Raw genomic sequence first — 20,517 nt, forward strand, 5'->3', positions numbered from 1 at the left:
GACAACATATCTCTTAGGTGTCATTAAAATGAGTTCATCTAAGTTAACTCAGAAGCGTATATCATTGCTTATTTCTTTGATGTTGTTCACGACCTCACTAGCTGTGTTATTTGCTCAAGTCCTGCCCCCCGCTCAAGCAGAGACACGAATTCAAGATATAGAGTTGGGCACGCCTTACGCGTACAGCGTGCCAGTCAGGATAGTGGGGAACTTGAGCGTGACTAAAGTCTTGATAATTAATAAGTCTGTAGTTATGGTTGTTGCTTCAGGTCCTCTCAGAGATTACATTGCGTTACTTGACGTAAGTAACCCATACACTGAAGCCGAGACACTGCAGTTATACCCGCTAGTAGGGAGAGTAACTTCTTTTTCTACTGACGGGTGGCCAATTAATAGAGTCTCTATAGGGACTGATAAAGGTGAGGTACTACTCTTCAGCGTGAGTGGTGGGAGAATCTACAAGATGCTTGAAGCAATACTAGGCGCTGACTTTTACGTTAAGAAGACAGCAATACTTCGAACTCAGTCAGGTGAGTATAGGGTAGCGGCATTAGTTAGTGAAGGGCTCCCAACTACTGGTGCCTGCACCTCGTGCTACGTATACGTGTTTAGTGAGGGGTCTAACGGTGTCTTAAAGATCGGCAATAGAGTAGGTAACGCCACAACGTCGTATGAGGGGATCTTGCCGCAGGACATAGCACCCCTAACAATATTTAATGAGGCCAGCTACTACTACGACGCTTCAAGCCTAGTCATAGCTTGGATTGAGAGAGGAGATTTCGTTACTTTAGTTTTTAACGTGACTTACTGGAGTGACGACGTTTTATTGCCCGCCTCAAACGCTCTGGTTGAGGTGATCGCTTATAATCCTGAGCTAGGGCTGACTTACAGGTACGGATTCAACGCTAACGAGAAGGGAGTTGTTGAGATACCTGTTCCTAGGGGTCTGATAGCTCAAGTGACTGTCTGGGACATATATGGTAGGAACTACAACTACACGTACGATACTTCATTCCTCCCACCATACGCTGATAGAGTATACATAACTACATTCACTCTCAACGCACCCCCGATAACTACCCCTGCATCAGCCTACTACAGAACACCGGAATTCCTTCTCTCTAATCTTGAGGTCCTAGACGTTAGTGATGCGCCCGAGAACTTCACTAGCTTAGGCTTCATAGACTTTAAGATAATGCCTACAGCATCTGGTCTCTCATTCCTTAAAGGAGTTAACGACACTGAGTATCTAGTCACTTATCACGATCCTGAAGACAACTACTTAAAACTAATTAGAGTGAACGCTTCACTCAAGAAAACCTCCTTAACTATGGAGTACGCCGGTACTGGAACTAAATTAAGTAGTGCTTTAACGCTGTATGACGGTAGTTTAGCAGTTCTTGTCTTAGGTGATGGTAGAATAAAAGTCTACTCGCTAGTCGAGAACGTAGCTGGCAGAGCGTACAGACTACTCAACACCTACAATGCTGGAGGAAAAGTAAATAAGGTCAAGATATTTCCCGGCAGTGAAAATCAAGCAATATTTTTGGAGACTTCAGAAGGCCTGCAAGTACTTAGACTCACGCCGTACTTGACTCCCCTACTGAGGAGAGACTTAGTCCTCAACTTCGCTGAGGAGCCTTATGTAGATTCAGACATGCTAAGTGATTTCAGTGCTGGAGTGACTTGCGGTGGCGATAAACTAACTATCCTTAGAAACCTAGATTTAATTGTTGGCGGCGAACCCATATCTTTAGAGAGCTTCAAGGCTGGTAAAGCAGTCATTAAGGTAGTCCCGCCAGGCAATGAGTCCGTGACGGAAGCTTTAGTAACGTTTAAGTATCCTGGAGGCTCACTAACTAAGACTCCTTCTAAGGAGGGCGTAGTTGTCTTCGATAATATACTGCCTAACATAACTTACGAGATATTAGTTACTCACTCGAAACCTTACGTGAATCCTGCGGAAGCGTTCGTTGAAGTCAGCACGTTCAGAGACGTGTACCTGGAGGTCCCGCTAACTTACAAAGAATTCACGCTATACTTGAGTGTAACTGATTCAGTATCTGGAGACCTAGTTGCTCCCTACTCAGTAATAGTAGATAACAAGACAGTAATACCCTCAAGTACTAGCAGGTATGCTGAAGTGCGTGTGCTGTACGGGGCTCACGTCTTGAGAGTAGGTCCTGCGCCAGGGTTTGAGAGCGTTTACGAGCCTTTCGAGACAGCACTGTTAATCTCAGAAAATCAATCAGTTGAAGTGACTCTCTTCAGGAAGATATACTTACTTGAAGTAAGAGTTGAGGACTCTTTAACGGGTAGGTTGATTGCTCCAGTAGAAGTTGAGGTAGAAGGTAACGTTCAGACAGTAGACCCTGTAAGTGCTAGAGCTTACTTCGTGCTACCTTACGGTGATTACACCGTGTATGTTAGACCTCTAGAGGGTTATGAAGCAGTATATAGGCCGACAACAATGAACTTAACCCTAGCATCACCTACTACTAGAGTCGTGAGAATCTCTAGAAACACCTACACGTTGAGCTTGAGTATTAGGGACGCAACAATAAACATCCTTAGAGGGACCTTCGACGTGTTTGTTAATGACACTAGAGTAGCAAGTGATGTAGCTCAAAACGTTAGTGTAGTACTGCCTTACGGGTCATACACCCTGCAAGTGAGGCCTACGAGCAGGTATGAAGTAGCTTATAACCCATCGCAGACAGTCTTGATTAAGCTAACTAACAACACGTCACTCAATATCCCAGTGACTAGAAGATACTATAATTTGAGGGTCAGAGTTCAGGAAGGTGAGACACCCATAAAGAACGCTGAAGTTCGGTTCTACAGCCTAGAGACAGGGAACCTCATAACTACTTTAAACACTTATGAAGAAGGATTTGTTGAGACTAAGCTGTTCTACGGTGATATAAGGATTGAGGTGATAGCGTCAGGGTATTTCGACGAGATTAGAGCGATAACTCTAGACAGAGACACAGACCTGCCAGTATATATGAGCCCCCAACCAATCACGCTCTTCTTCAGGTACTTACCTATAATAGCTGTCATAATAATAGCCGCGTTAGCTGTTTACGGAACTCTTAAACTCAGAACGATAATATATCAGAGGTTACGCAAGGAAGAAACACTATTCTAGGTTTTATGAGTAATTTTATGAGTAAATAACGTCTTAGTTGTTTATACTTGATATTTAAAACTTTTATTCACTTCACGTATACTTAATTATGAGTGTTTTGGGGAGTCCTTCTAAGTATATAGCAGTCAGTCTTACTTCTACGTCGAGACTCCCTAAAACTTCTAAGTCTTTCTTTATGGATGTCAGCATGGTTATCTTGTTGTTGAGTGACTCAACCACGCTTTCCAGGTTGTTTAGCTCTTGGTCTGCTGACGGATTCATTACTATCTTGATATTCTTTAAGTCTATCACGTTCTTAGGTTCGGGAGCTTCAGTAGTTAATCCTAGCTTAGTGAACGCCGACTTGATCTTCCTCTCGTGCTCTACCTTAACTCTCAGTTCTTCTAGTCTTCTAAGTAGCTCAGCAAGCTTCTTCCTGTAATCGTTTAAGTCTTCATCAATGCTTTTTATGAATTCCGCAATATTATTAAACTCTCTAATCACGGAGCTCATTTTGAGACACACCCACAATAAATTACTTGCTAGGGGAATATATTTATTTTCTCAGACTCTCAGTAGCTAGTTCGAGTTAGTACTACTACGTAAGTATTTTTGACTTTAGACTATTAGTTTTTGAGTGTGGTTTGGAGTGTTATTAGTCTCTGACGCGCACGCGCATGTATCGCCTTCAGGCTTGGGCGGTGAGGTAGTTGTCAGGAGATTCAAAGATTCTGGTGGGTGGTTTATAGCTTTAGTATCTCTCCCACCTAGCCATTACGGCTTCAGCACGGGCTTAGATGGTATTATTAAGTCTTTCGAGACACACGTGATTGAGTGTAGTAAGGCTAGGAAGGAGGGTGTTAAAGTAGCTTGCTTAGCAGGGATTCACCCAGCATACGTAGATGAGTTAGTTAGGATTGCTGGTTCTCACAGAACAGACAAGGTCTTACAAATTTTAGGGAAGGCTTTAGAGCATCTTAAGAAGCTGAGGCTTGAGGGTAAGATAGACGGGCTGGGAGAGTTCGGGCGTCCACACTACAAGACTCTGCCAGAATCTGTAGTAGTTAACGAGATCGTGTTGATAAAGGCTCTAGAGATATGTAGAGATACAGACTCACTCATCCACATACATACAGAGCAAGGAGGACTAGCAACTATAGCTTCCGTAGATTACCTAGCGAGACTTGCTAAGATACCTAAGAACAAGGTAGTATTCCATCATGCAACCACATTCCTAGCAAAGACTGCGGAAGAGTTTGAGTACTCGATGACTGTCTTAGGACGTGAAGACCTCCTCACAAACACACTAGAGTCAGGAATTACTAAAGCTCTGGTAGAAAGTGACTTCATAGACGACCCTAGAAGACCTGGAGCAGTAATGTATCCCTGGGACATAAGTAAAGAAGTAGAAAAACTACTGAGTAAGAGAGAAGACTACGAGGAAGTCTTAACGAAATACTTGATAGATAATGTCGTGTCACTTTACGGTGTCTCCCCGCCATAACCCGAGGTTTAATCAATACACTTGTCCTGAACTCCTAGCTGCTCTCTACTAACCTCACTCAAGAGTATGTTCTTTATGTTGCCTTTAGCTAGAACAACTCTGATCAAACCACGCATCTCCAGTAGCATGAGTAACCTGACGAATTCTGAGTAAGATATGCCGAACTCACTGCGTAACTCTGTGTAGAGTTGATCCTCTCTAATCATACAACCGTTCTTAACCGCTATTTCAAGTAGTTTGAAAGCTACATTAGCAGTTGTTTTAGTACTACTCAATTAGTTACCACCGCTTAAGACTGCCTAAGTTAATTAAGATTAAGAAGTTTTAAGCTTTACGCAATTTAAGACTTGGGAATGACCTTCTCTAACTTGAGTAACGGGAACACACGACCTATCATATTTGGTAGGGGTGTGTGAGTACATGTGGTAATCTCTGCTTAGTTCTGCTAGACCATACTTCATAGAATTTAACGATTTCCTGTGTAAGAGATGGAGGCACCTTACGTAGTGCGTACTCGAAGTCTTCTCTGGTTACTTGAGTAGCTTCGTAATTTCTGCGTAAGGCGTTTAACGCGGCTTCCCTAACTAGAGCGGTTAAGTCAGCGCCTGAGTATCCCTCAGTTTTCTTAGCTATTTCTTCTAAGCTAACTTCAGGTGATAGAGGCGTTCTCCTAGTGAGGACCTTGAGTATCTCTAGTCTAGCCTTAATATCTGGTTGAGGGACGTATATCAGCTTATCTAGCCTCCCAGGTCTTAAGAGAGCTGGGTCAACTAAGTCAGGTCTGTTAGTGGCTGCTATGACTATGACGTTCTTTATTTTCTCGATAGAGTCCATCTCAGTCAGTAACTGACTCACTACTCTCTCACTAACGTACGAGTCTCCCGAGAAGCCTCTGAGAGGCGCTATTGAGTCTATTTCGTCGAAGAATATTATTGCTGGTGCTACTTGTCTTGCTTTTCTGAATATTTCTCTTATTGCTTTTTCTGATTCTCCTACCCATTTACTTAGTATTTCTGGTCCTTTAATTGCTATGAAGTTTGCTCCAGACTCAGTAGCAACAGCTTTAGCAAGTAAAGTCTTACCACAACCAGGAGGACCATAAAGAAGAATACCCCTAGGCGGCTCCACACCTAGTCTCTCGTATGATGCCGGGTTTTTCAGGGGCCACTCAACAGTTTCTCTAAGTTCTTGCTTGACGTCTTCTAAGCCGCCTATGTCAGACCACCTAACCTCGGGGACCTCGACGTAGAGCTCGCGGAGCCCGCTAGGATGAACAGCCTTCAAAGCGTTTATTAGGTCATTCATATTCACGACTAAGTTGTTGTAGACTTCCGGGGGTATGTCTTCGTCTATGTTTACGCCGTTGAGGACTCTTTTTATCGCGTTTAGTGCTGCTTCCTTAACTAAAGCTGCTAAGTCAGCTCCTGTGAATCCGTGAGTTATCTCAGCGAGTTTAGCTAGGTTTGCGTCCTCTGCTAGCGGCACGTTCCTGGTGTGTATCTGGAGTATTTCAAGTCTTCCTTGCTTGTTAGGCATGGGTATTTCTATTTCTCTGTCGAATCTTCCTGGTCTTCTTAGTGCTGGGTCTACTGCTTCTATCCTGTTCGTGGCTCCGATGACTATGACGTCCCCCCTACCCTCAAGCCCGTCCATTAGTGTTAGTAGTTGTGCTACTACTCTTTTTTCTACTTCTCCTATTACTTCTTCTCTTTTTGGTGCTATTGAGTCTATTTCGTCTATGAATATTATTGCTGGTGCGTTTTTCCTAGCTTCCTCGAAAATCTCTCTCAACCTCTGCTCAGACTCACCATAATACTTACTCATAATCTCAGGACCATTAATAGCAATAAAGTAAGCGTCGGCCTCAGTAGCTACTGCTTTAGCTAATAAAGTCTTGCCGCAACCTGGGGGTCCGTAGAGTAAGACACCCTTAGGAGGCTCTATACCTAGCTTCCTGAAGAGTTCAGGGTGTTTGAGAGGCAACTCAATCAATTCCCTAACTCTCTCTACTACTTCTTTCATGCCGCCGACGTCCTCGTACGTGACTCGCATCATCCTTAGAGTCTGTGCTGGTTTGTTTATTAAGACCAGCCTAGTAGACTCATCAACTAATACAGGTCCTGCAGGCCTAGTAGATATGACCTGCAAGAATATGACTGAACCTAAGAGCTGGAACGGCACTAAGTCGCCCTCAACGAGTGCGTAATTGAGTAGCCTCCTCTTAATCATCTTAAGAGTAGATTCTCCACCACTTATCTGGCTAGAAGAGTCTGTTAAAGCCAGCTTGACAGACAAGGCAGGCTTAACCTCAACTCGCCTAATAATGACTCTATCGCCTATACTTACCCCAGCATTCTTTCTTATTATGCCGTCCATCCTAATTATGTCTTTCTCATCGTCTTCCGGTAACGCCGGCCACGCTATAGCTACGGTACTCCTCCTGCCTATTATTTCTATAGCGTCGCCCTCTTCAGCACCTATAGAGTTTAAGATCTTCGAAGGTATCCTGACCTTACCCCTGAAAGCGTCGTTTTTGCTGGCTTCAGCAACCCTCACCATTACTTCCCTACTCTTGCTATACATCATCCACCCTCACAACACTATACTTTACAGTGCTTATAATATGTATGAAGGCCGTATTATTAAGCCTCACGTAGCTGTTTCGGGTTTCATATAGGTTTATATTGCTTGATGTTATTCTTCGCTATGATTAGTATGTAGACTTCTTTCCGTGGAGTTGTTTGATTTTTCCTTGTCCTTCCCCAGCAGGTAGAGGACATAATCTCTTCTCCTATACTTTATGACACTACACCTAAAGATCTCGATTCTAGCCATATATTCACTTTATAAACTCTTTATTTATAATTCTAGATATGGTGAGCTATTCAATGAGGGGTAAAGAGCTCGTCGAGACTCTTAAGATGAGAGCTCTCCCCGAGAGTAGCGATGATTACCTCACTCTACTCAAGTTCCTGAAGCTCTACCGTAATGCAGTTCAGCTAGTAGTAAATAGTATTTGGAATCTAGATGAAGTACCATCAATTAAAACTTTACACAAGATGTTCTACTCAGAGCTTAGAGGGTTTGGTTTTAGAGCACACCACGTTAAGCAGGTATATACCTACGCTAAAGCAGTGGTTAAAGCTAGCAAACAGAACGGTGGTAGAAAGCCTCTCCTCAGGAAATTAACAGCAAGAATAGATAGATACGACTACAAGCTAGACCTGGAGAATAGAACACTCATTCTGAAATTACATGAAGATAGGGAGATTAAGTTAAAACTACTAACATCTACAGAGAGAATAAGGAAGTATGAGGATTGGAGTAATTATGAAATAGCTGTGAAGGTTGTTGAAGATAAGGTCTACGTAGCAGTATACTTCAAGAAAACAGTTATGCTCAGGAAGTCTAGGACCGTAATGACTGTTGACGTTAATTTCGATAACGTTACTCTAGCAGTATTCACACCTAGTGGAAGGATGGTCAGGCTTAAACGCTTTGAAACACCTCTTAGGAAGATATTAACGCACAGGATATGGATTGAGAGGATTCAGAGAAGGTACCCGAAATCGTGGAAGTTCATTAAAGGAGTTAGAGAAGCTATCAAAAAACACGGTGATAGGATGAGGAGCATAGCCTGGGACTACGCTCACAAGCTGGGCGATAGAGTAGCGGATATAGCTGTTGAACACAACTCAACCATAGTTCTCGAAAATCTAAACAAACTTAAGGGTAGAGTTAACAGAGGTAGCTCATTTAACAAGAAGCTATCTATATGGTTCTATAGGAGAATACAGTTCACTATTAGCTATGAAGCTTTAGAGAGGGGGTTGTTAGTTAGCTACGTTAACCCTAGGAAAACATCATCAACATGTCCGAAATGTGGGAGCAGGTTAAAAAATAATGGTGGTAGAATACTAAGATGTAGTAGATGTAGATTCACAGGAGATAGAGACGTAATTGCATGCATAAACTTATTATACAGGTACTCAAGATGTGGGGGTCTAGGGGTACCCCCGAAAGCCCCTAAGGGTGATGCAAACCCAAGACCGATGCGGGGGAACAGAAATGAGGCAATGAAATCAACCAATATAAACTTATATAAGAGCTGAACCCCGTAGTTAATTACTTAATTCTCTTACTACATGAACTTGCATCCATTATATTAATTAGGGGAAAATAATACAGTAGTAGTTTCTAGGTTATAAGGCGTCTGTTCTTGTCACGAAGTCTATGTCTATGGAGGAGACCCCGCTCATTTCGGTGAGACTCCTCTCTAGCTCGTCAGTTCCTCCTTCAAAGTTTTCTGGCATTGCGATGTAGAGTCTCAATGCGTAGAGTCCGAAGGCTACGTACTCTTTCTCATGCCTCAAGATCTCGTAGTATGATGGCAACTTAGACTTAATCTCACTCATTAACTTATCTAAGTCTACCTCATCACTCTCAGGATTTACACGCAGGGATACTATGACCTTACCCAAACAACCTCACCCCCATCAAGGCCCCTCAAACCAGCAGTTAGGGCATTTATACGGGTTTGAGAGCTCTCTACACTTACTACATCTCCAAATAACTACTACGCCGCAGCTAGGACACACAAACCTAGTAGCTTTCTCACTTGGGGATATTAGCTTACCGCAACTACTACAGATAGGTGGTGTAGCAGCCTCTACTATTACAGGGCCTCTACTCTTAAACTCGCTTACTTGCGCCATCGCATCTCGCCTTAAAAGAAGTACTAGTAAGCTTAAAAAGATTAGACCCTAAGATAAGACTCTGTGCTTTCTTGCTCTACTCGCTAGTCTCTTGAAGGAGTTCTTTGAATTTGAGCGCGTCTTCCTTCATATGAACGTTGTTGAACATCACGTAAGCTTCACGAGCTCCTTCTAGACTTCTTACCATGTTCTTGAGTTTCTGTAGGTCCTCCGCGGAGTACTTGTACTTATAGTTTACTTCGTGAGGTCCTATACCGTGTAGTCTAAAGTAGTAGCTAGCAGTCTTCGTAACTGGCGGGAACCACTTAAAAGGGTCAGTAACATGTGTTACCGTCTCGTAATCTTCAAGAACTCTTCTTAGTTCTTCTGAATAGTTACGCCAATCACCTCTTAATTCTATGCCTACTCTGAAGTCTTTCTCTCGCGTTAATTCTAAGAATGTCTTAAGATTCATTAAATTTTCTGTGCTGTAAGTGAATGAGGGGGGTGTCTGGAGTATCACGTACGTAGCTCTTAAAACTTTAGCAGATTTCCTTATTAACTCCCACGCTTCAAGATTTTCTTTAGTCGGTTTTAGGTAGCCGTAATTGTCCCTGACTTCGTTAGGGGGCTTAAACCTAGATTTACGCCATGTAGGGGAGTCGGGAGGGTGAGTTACTGCTTGCCAAGCCTTCATAGAAAACTTGAAGTCTTCAGGCGCTTCATCACGTAACTTCTTCAGTTTTTCCGGGTCTGGCGGGTTATAGAAGGTTTCTTGTAATTCTACTGCTTCAAAACTCACGTAGTATTCTCTTCTTGAGGATGGAAACCCGCAACAACCTACTACTACTTTAATCACTTCTTCCAATCCTCCGCGACCTTAACTAAAAACCCTTTACTCGATAAAGTTTCTACTAGGTTTTCTCCAGCTCTCAAATCAATTACACTCACGGAAACTAAGCACTTATTAGGGTTTGGCACGCACTTAATTATCTTTAGCTCGCCACCACCCTCAACTATTAAGTTGACTAACTCACTCACCTTATCGGGATTCTCAAGTTCTACCTCGAGATTCATTAAATACTCGCCTGACGGCGTTATAGGTCTTATGATTAATTCTCTCTTAGCTTGATCTACTACTAACTCGACCGTAGAGTACTCTTCAATACCTAACTCTCTCCTAATATAGAGAGGCAGAGTAATGCGGCCCTTACCATCAACTCTAACGATAAGGCGGAAAGAGCTTACAGACCTTCACCCCCGAGAAATATTGAGGATCAAGTACATTTAAAGATAAAGACCATGTATAGAGACCCACCACCTCTTAAGAAACTTAATGCTGTAAGTCAGTAATGCACGATCACATCACTTCTCAGTCCGTGGTCCGCTCTTCATCAACTTTATTAATGCTTTAATTCTTATAAAGTCTTACTAGCTAGAAAATGCGTGAGTCGAGTGAAACACAGCGAGACTGGAGTCAGATAGTGCGATATCTGTCTGAAGCTACGTTAACTCCTATCAGCTAAACTCGAGTACTTCTACCTTATACCAGGGTACTTTATCCTTAATTAGTCCCTCAATTTCCTTCGCGTTTCCCTCAACCGATATGTAGTAGAAGTAATCAACTACCTCACTCTTGCTAAACTCAAGAATCTTATAACTCTTCCTACTTAACTCCTCGAGTAAGCCTCTAACAAAGCCGTCGTCGTATACTGTCAAGAATATGTTGGTCTTCACATACCCTTTCGAGCCAGCCTTACTCAAGTAACTTCCCCCAAGCTAATTTAGTGTAAGTCATAAATAAGAATAAACCTATGCACCAACCCAACTAAGCAGCCTTTAAAAAGACTCCTAAAAATATGGTACTGTCGCAACGCCATTCTAAAACGGGCTTGCGTGCCTGGGTGTACATCTAGTATTTAAGAGCCTGTTCTGAAAGTATATCATGGGGGTATCCCCTATGAGTAAGAAAGAAGAAAAGAAAGAAGAGAAAAAAGAAGAAAAGAAGAAACCAAAGAAGTGCTAGTGTTCTTTAATTAATTAAAATTTAATCCTTCACGTTTTTCTTATATCTGAAGTTAATGTTGATTATTTCATTTAATATTCACGTACTCCTAATCTTTTACTTTCTTTTTGACGAGCGAACAGTATCTGATGAAACTTAGTTTCATGTAGGGGCTGTAGTTTCTAGTCGGAAGTGAGCTCTGTTGCCTCACGACTCTTAAACAAGATTTTCAGGATGCAGAAATATTTAAATTTGAATTGAAAAATATTGTATTCTGGTGGTCCGCTCTGGAGACGATGATATTATGGGCCACCGTAGTGTTCTATCTTTTAGTAATGCTAGGTATAGGCGTGTAGGCTAAAAAGTTTATTAAGTCAACGGATGACTACCTTCTGGCTGGCAGGAGGCTTGGAGTTTTGCTGGCTGCCGCTACGCTTGCGGCAACACACTATGGTGGCGGGTTTGTCCTTGGTGGTGCGTCGTGGGGCGCGACGTACGGGCTTGGCGGGTTCTGGTATGGAGCCGCATGTGGGCTTGGGTTAGCGCTACTCGGAATTACGTTCGCTAAACTCTCAAGAGCTCTCGCATTATACACGGTGCCTGAATTACTACGAATGAGATACCGCGGGTACTCAGTTCAAGCAATATCTGCATTGCTATCTCTCTTAGCACTTGTTGGTATTATAGGAGCGCAGGTGTGGGCTGCTGGAGCAGTCTTTGAAGCTATGGGGTTGCCTGGACTCTGGGGGTCAATTCTCGCTACTATAATATTCATAGCCTATACCGCCATATCAGGTCTCTGGGCAGTAACTCTTACTGACTTCATCCAGATAATCTTGGGAACTATCGGTGTCGTAATAGCTGCCGCGCTCGCTTTAGTAAGTGTGGGCGGCTTTGCGGGCATTGAAGGCAGGCTCAGCGAATTGTACTCAGCTGGCGTAATCAGTAGTCCGCCAAGCGAATACTTCAATATATTCTCGCCAGGAGCTGCAGTCATAGTTCTCACAGTTGTTGCTACAGTCATGTACACGTTGATAGGGCAGGACTTCTATCAGAGACTCTTCGCCTCAAAAGACGAGAAAGTAGCTGTTAGGGCTTCATTACTTTCAGGAATCTTTCTAATCGTAGTTTCGTTTATACCAGCTATTGCTGGCATGGCAGCGCTAGCTCTCTCGCCAAGCCCGGGAGAGATCCTCAAAACTCCGAGGATTGCGATCCCACACTTGATTCTAGTTATGTTAGGTCCTATAGTCGGCGCCATATTCATAGCGGCTATACTTGCCGCTGTTATGTCGACTGCAGATTCGCTCCTGTTAGCGGCTACCTCACATGTTGTCAGGGACTTCTACTACAGATTCAACCCAAGAATTACTGACAGGCAGATGTTGAAGCTCTCCATAATAGTAACGATTATAGTTGGCGTGTTCTCACTGGCGGCCGCATTGACTGTGCGGGGAATCATCGAGTTACTGATTTACTCTTACGACCTCTATACTTCCGGAGTCTTCGTGCCATTAGTACTTGGTCTCTTATGGAAGCGTGCTACAAAAGAAGGGGCTGTCGCGGGCATGATAGCGGGCTTCATAGCATCACTAGCAGGTATAATGGGCTTCATACCTGCGGAGATATATGAGATTATTTATGTCTGGGGTGCTCTAGTCTCATTTATAGTAATGATCGTAGTCAGCCTGATCACTAAACCCACCCAGCCTGAGGAGCAATTAGCAAAACTGCTTAAATGGGGTTAAAACATTAAACAAACCTATTTTTTAGTCACTAATTACGCTTTAAAACTTCTTTAAAGAGTGTCTTTAGAAATTGAAATTAGCAAATTATTAGTGAGTCTTTTTCAGAGTGTATTTTAAGTGTTAGCAACGAGCACACAACGAAAAGAATTTATTAAGTACCTTAGGGAGGGTGGGTAAGACATAAAGAAATTGTGGTTTAGCTAAAAATTTGTTTATTTTACATTGCTATATTGGTAGTCCTGTTAGTATAGCTACTAGTGTTGGTGCTGCTACGAGCGTCATGAAGAGTACTCCCAGCGAGACTCCTAACTTCCATAAAGCTCCTGAAATTAAGCTTATTACGAGCGTCCCGAAAATTCCTGCTAGTCTGGCGTCGTAGTAAGATAACATTATTACTATCGCTATGAAGAGTCCGTAAAGAGCTTCTGCAGGGACTCTCCTGAAGACTGCTAAGGTTATTTTTCTCGAGTACTTCACGAGTATCGGGTAAGCTACTAGGAAGGCTATCGCTGATGCCGCTATCACTGCTACAGCTATAGTCATGTAGTCGTAGTTCGTGACTATATAGTCTCTAGCGCTCATACCTAGACTCTCTAGCTTCTGGAAGAACGGCATGGCCGGTCCGGCAGCCATAGGTCCTGTTGGCTGTCCTATGACTAGCAAGGGTATTAGTGTGCCGCCTATGTACGTGGCGTTCTTTATCGCGTCTCTCACTGTGTAAGCGAGTACTGAGCCTTTAATCCTGTCTTTCTTGCTCTCTCTTAGTAAGTCTCCTATGAGTATCGTCAGGCCTACGGGCGACATGACTGTCGCGAGGACTGAGGTTACGGCTGACCAGACAGTGCTTTGAGCTGCCTCCTCCTTACTTAGTATTTTGAATGGGTTGAGTGGTATGCTACCTATCTTAGCTAGTCTCACTTCCTTAAGTCCTTTCTTCTCATAGTTTTTCTTGAGTTCTTTATGAAGCATTGACAAGAGTTCAAACATCATCGGACCTATAGTTATTCCAAGGAAGAAACTTATGTAGACAGGCTTGCCGTAGACTGCTCTAAGGCCTTGAATCCCTAACGCGAAGGAAGGTATAGATAGCAGAGCCAGCCACTTATTCTTAGAAGTTAACGCAAGTATTAATAGTCCAGCAAGTAGTATCCAGAACCACCTAGCGACTTTGACGTTAGGCAGTATCTCGTCAGTTGCCCTCAGCCAGTCACCTAAGGGCATGAGGTAGTAAGAGACTGTTAAGGTAGTTATTAAGGCAACGAATTGACCCACAACACTTGCTGCAATACCTTTCCTCAATATCGTGTCGGCTAAGCCGCTCTCTTTAGCTGTGACCGCGTCAGGGACTTGAGGCACTGCCATAACACCGCCGGGTATTCCCGCTAGCGCGACAGGTATGCTGTCAGCCATCTTGAAAGCAGCTATGCTCGCGATAAACCATACTAGAGCTAATAGGGGGTCTACTCCAGCGAGAAGTAACGTGAGCAGTACGGGAGCCATAGTAGCTGTCTCGTCAGTTCCCGGAAGTATCCCTATGAATATATAGAGTAGAGTAGAAAGTGCTGATAGGATTATTATGAGAAGTATTGAGAACGGGTCCATGAACTACACCTCCCTCACAACACGCTTGACTTTAGCTATGAAGACTCCTACAGCAAACCCTACTGAAGCTCCTATCGCGCCGAACGTTATCATGAGTCCAGCAGGCGGCAGACCTACGCTGCTGGCTATGTAGGGTGCTAGAGAGTAGAATACGAGAGCTAAAACGGTTGATATAGCTGTAGTTATGCTAAGCTCTCTTAGTGATATATACTCACCGTATAGCTCGTAATAAGTCTCGTTGTCTTCACTCATAGTAATTACACCAGTAATTAGTAATAGGGTGACTTTATAAATGTAGTCAGTAGACTAAGTCATGTTTAGTCAATATCTTAAGGTATTGAAGAAGACAGGGTCTTAGTTACTAGTTCTAGTTTCTTGGTTCTATGACTACGAGTGCGTATTCTTCTAGGTTCTTTAGTCTCGCTTCCACATAGTTTCTCTTCAAGACTGTCTCTAGTTCTTGACGTGATACTGCTTCGTAAGCTCTGTAAGTTTTTTGCGTGTCTTCTACTCGAGCTTTGATGATTATGTCATGGATTGGTATGAGTGTTCTTGGCGGGTGTACGCTGTAGGGCGGTATGAAGGTGGGAAGTGCTTGTTTACTCGGTCCTGTAGGTGCTGTGAGTATTCTCTGGTTGTATGTGTGGTTTACTATATGTATTACTATCCTATCGTTTTTCCTGTAGTATTCTGTCTGTAGTGTTTCAGGACCTTCCACGATTACTGGAGGCCTGCTAGTGTGTTTTGTGAGGGGTCTTAATATTAGTTCTGCGTAGTCTGGGTGTCCTAACCTGCTGTAGTGTGCTCCTATTCTGCCAGCGTAGTAGAGTGCTAGGCCCGACCCTAAATGTGCTAAGACTATCCCTGCAGCGTTCTCTAGGTTTGAGTCGGGGGGTGGTGTGCTCCTCCCTAAAGTGTATTCGTAGCCGTAAGGCGCTTTAGTAGTTTTCACTAGTGACAAGACTTTAGCATTTATTGGTCTCACCCTGACTAAGTCTCCCAGCTCTTTTTCTGTCCTCTCTATCCTGAATCTGAGGCTCTGATCACCTAGTATTACTGATTTGGGGAGTCCGCTCCAGTAGTCGTCGTATATGGTTGGCGTGACGTCTAGCTGTAGGTATATGTAGCCCGTGTTTAAGAACCCTTCTAGAGTGATGCCCAGGTACTTCTCGAGAGCTAGTGCGTGCCTGTACGTGTAGTCAGGTCTCATGATCCCGAATTCTCCTGTAGCGAGCAAGACCCCGCCTCCCTCGACGTAGTTCTTCAGTATTTCTTCTTCCTCATCTCCTAAGACCGCGGTGGTCGGTGCTATGAGTATGTTGTAGTCTTTGACCTTCTTTACGTCTTTCATGGTTATGAATTCTATCGGCAAGTTTCTTGACATGAGTATTTGTGTTAGTCCTTCTAGCTCAGCCAGATATATTGCTGGCTTCCTCCAGAAGTACTTGTCGTGTGTCTCGCTGTCGAATAGTATTGCTGCGTGCTTGACGGGTTCTAAGCCCGTGAGTAAGTCTTCGAGACACTCTATTTCTTCATAGACTTCGGCTAGGTAGTCTAGTGCTCTCGGGTCCTCGAAGAACTGGCTCGAGAATATTGTTGCTATGGGGTATCCTCCAGCGGCTACTATAGATCTAATACCTTGCTTTACTGCTAGCTTAGTTGCTGACTGGACTGTCCTGAATATGTAGAAGAGGTTTCTGCTGACTAGGACTGCTTTCTCGTTGTTTACGAGTGCTTTAGAGAGTTTTGTTGCCATGACTATGTATGCGTAGTCTATTATGTCGAACTCGCTTGCTTCGGCGAAGACTCCGTCTAGTATGTCTCTAGTCTTCTCTACTATTATGTTTCCTCTGCCTGCCCACCCGACTGGGTGGCTGTTATATAGGAAGAGAGTGTCTGGTTTTGCTTTCTTGATAGCTTCTCTTATCTTCTTCATCGACTCTATAGTTACTTTATGTCTCCACTCCCACGCTAGCCTGAAGGTAGGGTCTTCCTCGTCTTCCACGTCAGGCAGTTCCACATTATTCTCTTCTCTGAATCTGGTCTTGCAGTACCTGCAGTAGCAAGCTTTGGGTGGGTCGGGCAAGTACCTGAAGCTGTCTAGGAGTACCCCGTCAGGACTTACTAATCTCGTCGCTTCTTCTGCTTCCGGGATTAAATACTCTTCTAGTGCGGGACTATTCAAGCATATTTGAGGCCAGTGAGGGTCTACGACTTTCTCTGCTGTCGGGAGGTGTTCTAAGACTATCACCTCACCGTCTTTATTTCTTTGAGCGTATTCTGGGTGCTTCCTGTACACGTACCTGTTAGCTGTGTGGTCAGTCATTATGATTAGCCTCAACCTATTCTCTCTAGTCAACTTCCTCAGTTCCCTCAAGTCTAGTGCGGCGTTAGGGTGTTTAGGGTATATATTGCTCCCTTCGTAGAAGACTCTACCCCAAGGGTCTCTAGCGAATACTATGAGTGTGTTAGCGTGTGTTCTTAGAGCAACCTCAACAAGCAACTTAGCAGTGATTTTGTCTGCGTAGAACCCGTAAGGGTCTTCAATATTAAACTGTATGGCTCTGTAGAAGGTCTTGTTATCCCCGCTCTCTTCAGTCACTCTCAATCCCTACAGAAACTGTTCTGATTATAGAACTTAAAAGTCTGGCGGTTCATGACATAGTCTCTCACGCAGTACACCAAGTATGAAACCCTAACACAGGAGTTTCTGAACTGCTTGACTTAGGTCTACAGCTTTCGAGAAGCCAGTGTCTCTCACGCGCAAATCTCCATACAAAGAATCATTACTTCTCCATACAAAGAAATCCCTCAAAACAACACCCACTAAACAAAGAACAGAGAGCAATAACGTGTTGCTGGCTAGCTTACTCGTTTATCGACTAGCTAGTGTATTAGTTAGTTCTTGTTTTTAAGTATCTTAATAAGGGGGTTTCTAGAACTAGTGACTTAGGTCTTAAGACCTCAAGAAAGTCTTGTTTTTCTTCTTCTTTCTATCATCATAGATTCTCTATTGAGGTAATGAGTCGAGAGGTTAACTTCACTTAAGTAAAGTTAAGTGCGTATTAACTACACCAACACTAACCCGAAAACCAAAACTTCCAGTCCAGCCCACCGGGAGTGGGGATGAATAAGGGGAGTATCCTCTATCTATACGCAGAGAAGAGCCAAACACGAGAACTACTAGAGCCGCCCTTCAAACACTCTTCTCAATCTATCCAGCAGTAACTCATCCCCGGCTAGCAAGACCCCGTAATCAATCAACTCCTTAATCAGCCTGCTTTTTCCGGCGGCCATTTCTTCTAGTTCGTGTAGGGTGTAGACTCTGGGTTCAAGATCTAGGGGTAGTGTAGGGTCTATGTACTCTATTAGCCTGTCTATAGGTCTTCTAGGATCATCTCTCACGATTACTACTAAGTCGGCGTCTGAGAATGCTGTGTAGTCTCCTCTAGCTAGTGAGCCTATCAGGTAGACGGCTATAGCTCCTCGACTAACTCTCTCTTCAGCGTACTTGCGGAGTCTTCTTAAAACCTCACTCCGGTCTAGCTTGAAGAATCTTAGTTCTGACGTGCTCTATCACCTCACTCGCGTGAGCGATGGCTCTCTCCGCGTCGCTCTTAGTGTAGTAGTCCATCGGAGCACCTTCTGGATGGAAATTCGGGTACCTAGTAGGTATGTAGTGTCTGTCAAGCTCCCTAGCCTTATTAATTAGTTCTTCGCCAGGCCTTAAGTTCTCAGGTAAGCTAGATAGCATCCTAGAGACGGAATGACCCCACACCTCAATACCTAGAGCTTGGTAAAGAGCTTTGACGCTCTTCCCAGCAGCTTGATGAGCGGCGAAACAAGCCCACTCATAATCACCGACTTCGAAAGACTTCTTAGCATGTTCTAAATCCTTGAGAGCCTGCCTCAACCAGTCTGAGGCTCTTGAAACCAAGACACATCATCAATAAACTCTCTCAACAGTAAATAAAAAGCCGTGTAAAGCGTCGTGCGCCCCTACTCAGACTAGATCGCTTCTTCCTTTACTACATCTCTTGAGAAGGGGACGTTGAGGATCAGCTTTACTTTAACCATGTTCTCAGCGTATCCTGAAATGTGTGGGTAGGCAGTTATACCTAAAGACTTAGCTAGCCTGCCTAAGTTTACTAAGTTTAGATGTTCAATAAATATTCTCCTCTCTTGAAGACCTTCTAGCTCCGTCAGCGCTTCCTCGCCAGGCTTCTTGAACTCGAGGACTTTCCTGCAGACCTCACTAGCGAGTATCGTGGAGGGCTTGACACACAGCTTAACTACCGCGTTCCTCACCTTACCCTCAACACTAGGTTCTGTCGTGACTGTGTAAACGCCTTTCTTCTCATCATAGAGAACCTTCCACCGCCCGGCACTACTGGCAAGCCATGAAGCCTTAACGACATACTTGCTGTTGATTATCCTTTTCAGATTTTACGCGGCTCTAGAGTCACTCACCTCAACAAGCTTGCTAATCTTAGGTGTTTTCGAAGGGTCTAAACACGCTACGACTACGTTCCTCCCCTCACGCGAGACCACCTTAACTGCCAGAGCTACTAAGTGTCCGACACCCTTGCTGTCTACCGCTCAGCAAATACGAGCTACTATACAAGCCTTCATAGCTTATACTCTCTACTAAAGCACTACTACTCAAGAACTCTGTCATGACGTGATATCCTCTATTACTATACATAGTAGCTTCTAGCCCTCAAGACACCGAACTCTACCTTGAGAGGCTTAGTCAGTGTGATGCTCTTACTAAGAAATTTAATCAAGCTTCTGACTCTAGATAAAGACCTAGAATTACTCACGCGTATTAAGAAAGGCACTGAAATCAGCAACGCCATGAAAATGAGGAAGAACGTCAGCGTAGGGTCAAGCAAGCTCAAGCCGACCCCTGATAAAGTTGGCATTTGTTAGTTAATATCCTTACTCCTTACCTAGTAAAGATATTAAGCTAGAACCAACACGTCCAGAAGATACTTAAGGATCGTGACGTTAACTCATAATTAGTTATTACCGTAATATTTTCTATGGGTGGTGCTCATAGAGCACGATAGCTTAGTGTTCGTCAGCGAGTCTGTTCTTTGTAGCGGTAAAAGGGTTTCTCTAGTTCAGAAGACCTACCTGCATGAGGGTAGGGTCGTGTTAAGAGACGTAATCAGGTTTGGTGAGGCAGTAGCTGTTCTCCCCGTAAAAGAAGACGGTAGGGTGGTCCTCTTAAGTCAGTTTAGAGTTCCAGTCAATAACTGGGTCTTGGAAGTCCCTGCAGGTAGAGTTGAGGAAGGCGAGGATTTAGTCAGTGCTGCAAAGAGGGAGTTGAGGGAAGAGACGGGATACGATGCTGAGGAGCTAATCAGGGTGGCCTCTGTATATACAGCTCCCGGCTACAGTGATGAAGTACTCCACGTATTCCTGGCTAGGAAGCTGAAATACGTGGGGGCTTCGCCCGAGCCAGGCGAGCTCATAAAAACTACTGAGTTAAGCCTTGAAGAAGCTCTTGAAACACTAACTAAGGCTAAGTATGTAGATGCTAAAACACTACTAGCAATACTGTTGCTCAAGACCTTAAATCCTGCTAAACCTATTAGCTAGAGACTCACTCAAGATTAAATCTACTGAGTAGTGGCTGAAGCGATTTTAAGTGCTTCGCGTTTAGATCACAATACCTGAGCACGCACAGCTTAAGCGAGAGAAGCTTATAAACTCTGAAAACATTCTCTTTTTGGTGTGACACGTGTCAAATATTGAAGAAAGAAAAATAGAGCTCGTTAAGAGTTTGCTTAAGAAGCTTCACGAGGGTGTTAAGCCTGAAGAACTAA

The 20,517-nt window shown here is 43.7% G+C and carries 20 protein-coding genes and 1 pseudogene; 6 read left to right on the forward strand and 15 right to left on the reverse strand.

From position 1 onward, the window contains the following. The first annotated feature begins 28 nt into the window (after window positions 1-28). A complete protein-coding gene (locus QXL29_07840; protein ID MEM2284502.1) occupies window positions 29-3,151 on the forward strand; it encodes a hypothetical protein in 3,123 nt (1,040 codons plus the stop codon). A gap of 72 nt (window positions 3,152-3,223) precedes the next feature. On the opposite strand, the gene QXL29_07845 is transcribed toward QXL29_07840, so the two are convergent. Further along, window positions 3,224-3,643, reverse strand: coding sequence for a hypothetical protein (locus tag QXL29_07845; protein ID MEM2284503.1), 420 nt, complete (start codon window positions 3,641-3,643; stop codon window positions 3,224-3,226). A gap of 136 nt (window positions 3,644-3,779) precedes the next feature. Here QXL29_07845 and QXL29_07850 point away from each other — a divergent pair, with 136 nt between their 5' ends. Further along, on the forward strand, window positions 3,780-4,634 hold the full coding sequence (locus QXL29_07850) for a TatD family hydrolase (protein MEM2284504.1): 855 nt from the start codon (window positions 3,780-3,782) through the stop codon (window positions 4,632-4,634). An 8-nt stretch (window positions 4,635-4,642) separates the two neighbouring features. On the opposite strand, the gene QXL29_07855 is transcribed toward QXL29_07850, so the two are convergent. Together QXL29_07855 and QXL29_07860 are read right to left on the reverse strand one after the other, a co-directional pair. Further along, entirely contained in the window at window positions 4,643-4,909 is a 267-nt protein-coding gene (locus QXL29_07855) for a hypothetical protein (GenBank protein MEM2284505.1), read from the reverse strand. Between the two features lie 118 nt (window positions 4,910-5,027). Beyond that, complete coding sequence (locus QXL29_07860; protein ID MEM2284506.1) at window positions 5,028-7,220, reverse strand: CDC48 family AAA ATPase; 2,193 nt, start codon at window positions 7,218-7,220, stop codon at window positions 5,028-5,030. Between the two features lie 302 nt (window positions 7,221-7,522). Here QXL29_07860 and QXL29_07865 point away from each other — a divergent pair, with 302 nt between their 5' ends. Then, window positions 7,523-8,746: a zinc ribbon domain-containing protein gene (locus QXL29_07865; protein ID MEM2284507.1), complete on the forward strand. Its 1,224-nt coding sequence runs from the start codon at window positions 7,523-7,525 to the stop codon at window positions 8,744-8,746. 90 nt (window positions 8,747-8,836) lie between these two features. Here QXL29_07865 and QXL29_07870 read toward each other — a convergent pair whose 3' ends face one another. The 5 genes from QXL29_07870 to QXL29_07890 form a co-directional block, all read right to left on the reverse strand. Continuing rightward, window positions 8,837-9,115, reverse strand: coding sequence for an elongation factor 1-beta (locus QXL29_07870; protein ID MEM2284508.1), 279 nt, complete (start codon window positions 9,113-9,115; stop codon window positions 8,837-8,839). Window positions 9,116-9,130: 15 nt separating this feature from the next. After that, entirely contained in the window at window positions 9,131-9,349 is a 219-nt protein-coding gene (locus QXL29_07875; protein ID MEM2284509.1) for a zinc finger domain-containing protein, read from the reverse strand. A 76-nt stretch (window positions 9,350-9,425) separates the two neighbouring features. Beyond that, on the reverse strand, window positions 9,426-10,187 hold the full coding sequence (locus tag QXL29_07880) for a DUF72 domain-containing protein (GenBank protein MEM2284510.1): 762 nt from the start codon (window positions 10,185-10,187) through the stop codon (window positions 9,426-9,428). Beyond that, entirely contained in the window at window positions 10,184-10,405 is a 222-nt protein-coding gene (locus tag QXL29_07885) for a hypothetical protein (protein MEM2284511.1), read from the reverse strand. The genes QXL29_07880 and QXL29_07885 overlap by 4 nt, the downstream gene beginning before the upstream one ends. A gap of 441 nt (window positions 10,406-10,846) precedes the next feature. Further along, on the reverse strand, window positions 10,847-11,092 hold the full coding sequence (locus QXL29_07890) for a hypothetical protein (protein ID MEM2284512.1): 246 nt from the start codon (window positions 11,090-11,092) through the stop codon (window positions 10,847-10,849). Window positions 11,093-11,725: 633 nt separating this feature from the next. Between QXL29_07890 and QXL29_07895 the strand changes: the two genes are divergently transcribed. Next, window positions 11,726-13,081, forward strand: a complete 1,356-nt coding sequence (locus QXL29_07895; GenBank protein MEM2284513.1) for a sodium:solute symporter family protein — start codon at window positions 11,726-11,728, stop codon at window positions 13,079-13,081. 225 nt (window positions 13,082-13,306) lie between these two features. Here QXL29_07895 and QXL29_07900 read toward each other — a convergent pair whose 3' ends face one another. The 6 genes and pseudogenes from QXL29_07900 to QXL29_07925 form a co-directional block, all read right to left on the reverse strand. After that, the gene (locus QXL29_07900) at window positions 13,307-14,683 is read right to left on the reverse strand and encodes a tripartite tricarboxylate transporter permease (GenBank protein MEM2284514.1); all 1,377 of its coding nucleotides are present in this window, start codon (window positions 14,681-14,683) and stop codon (window positions 13,307-13,309) included. 3 nt (window positions 14,684-14,686) lie between these two features. Beyond that, window positions 14,687-14,935: a hypothetical protein gene (locus QXL29_07905; GenBank protein ID MEM2284515.1), complete on the reverse strand. Its 249-nt coding sequence runs from the start codon at window positions 14,933-14,935 to the stop codon at window positions 14,687-14,689. Window positions 14,936-15,050: 115 nt separating this feature from the next. Then, the gene (locus tag QXL29_07910; protein MEM2284516.1) at window positions 15,051-17,285 is read right to left on the reverse strand and encodes a hypothetical protein; all 2,235 of its coding nucleotides are present in this window, start codon (window positions 17,283-17,285) and stop codon (window positions 15,051-15,053) included. Window positions 17,286-17,866: 581 nt separating this feature from the next. Continuing rightward, window positions 17,867-18,199, reverse strand: a pseudogene (locus QXL29_07915) (nucleotidyltransferase domain-containing protein). A 16-nt stretch (window positions 18,200-18,215) separates the two neighbouring features. Continuing rightward, window positions 18,216-18,620: a HEPN domain-containing protein gene (locus QXL29_07920; GenBank protein MEM2284517.1), complete on the reverse strand. Its 405-nt coding sequence runs from the start codon at window positions 18,618-18,620 to the stop codon at window positions 18,216-18,218. Between the two features lie 71 nt (window positions 18,621-18,691). Then, on the reverse strand, window positions 18,692-18,991 hold the full coding sequence (locus QXL29_07925; protein MEM2284518.1) for a hypothetical protein: 300 nt from the start codon (window positions 18,989-18,991) through the stop codon (window positions 18,692-18,694). Between the two features lie 118 nt (window positions 18,992-19,109). Here QXL29_07925 and QXL29_07930 point away from each other — a divergent pair, with 118 nt between their 5' ends. Further along, window positions 19,110-19,334, forward strand: a complete 225-nt coding sequence (locus tag QXL29_07930) for a hypothetical protein (protein MEM2284519.1) — start codon at window positions 19,110-19,112, stop codon at window positions 19,332-19,334. Between the two features lie 46 nt (window positions 19,335-19,380). On the opposite strand, the gene QXL29_07935 is transcribed toward QXL29_07930, so the two are convergent. Beyond that, window positions 19,381-19,584: a hypothetical protein gene (locus tag QXL29_07935; protein MEM2284520.1), complete on the reverse strand. Its 204-nt coding sequence runs from the start codon at window positions 19,582-19,584 to the stop codon at window positions 19,381-19,383. Between the two features lie 151 nt (window positions 19,585-19,735). On the opposite strand from QXL29_07935, the gene QXL29_07940 reads away from it, so the two are divergent. Next, window positions 19,736-20,290 (forward strand): NUDIX hydrolase, encoded by a 555-nt coding sequence (locus QXL29_07940; GenBank protein ID MEM2284521.1) that lies wholly within the window; start codon window positions 19,736-19,738, stop codon window positions 20,288-20,290. Window positions 20,291-20,517: the final 227 nt, after the last annotated feature.

Source organism: Zestosphaera sp. (genome assembly GCA_038843015.1).
In the GTDB taxonomy this organism is placed as follows: Archaea; Thermoproteota; Thermoprotei_A; order Sulfolobales; family NBVN01; genus Zestomicrobium.

What these genes read in the sequence shown, in the direction of transcription:
- QXL29_07840 (MEM2284502.1), top strand. Translation starts at nt 29, where the DNA reads ATGAGTTCATCTAAGTTAACTCAGAAGCGTATATCATTGCTTATTTCT.
- QXL29_07845 (MEM2284503.1), bottom strand. Translation starts at nt 3,643, where the DNA reads ATGAGCTCCGTGATTAGAGAGTTTAATAATATTGCGGAATTCATAAAA.
- QXL29_07860 (MEM2284506.1), bottom strand. Translation starts at nt 7,220, where the DNA reads ATGATGTATAGCAAGAGTAGGGAAGTAATGGTGAGGGTTGCTGAAGCC.
- QXL29_07865 (MEM2284507.1), top strand. Translation starts at nt 7,523, where the DNA reads ATGAGGGGTAAAGAGCTCGTCGAGACTCTTAAGATGAGAGCTCTCCCC.
- QXL29_07875 (MEM2284509.1), bottom strand. Translation starts at nt 9,349, where the DNA reads ATGGCGCAAGTAAGCGAGTTTAAGAGTAGAGGCCCTGTAATAGTAGAG.
- QXL29_07885 (MEM2284511.1), bottom strand. Translation starts at nt 10,405, where the DNA reads ATGAATCTCGAGGTAGAACTTGAGAATCCCGATAAGGTGAGTGAGTTA.
- QXL29_07900 (MEM2284514.1), bottom strand. Translation starts at nt 14,683, where the DNA reads ATGGACCCGTTCTCAATACTTCTCATAATAATCCTATCAGCACTTTCT.
- QXL29_07905 (MEM2284515.1), bottom strand. Translation starts at nt 14,935, where the DNA reads ATGAGTGAAGACAACGAGACTTATTACGAGCTATACGGTGAGTATATA.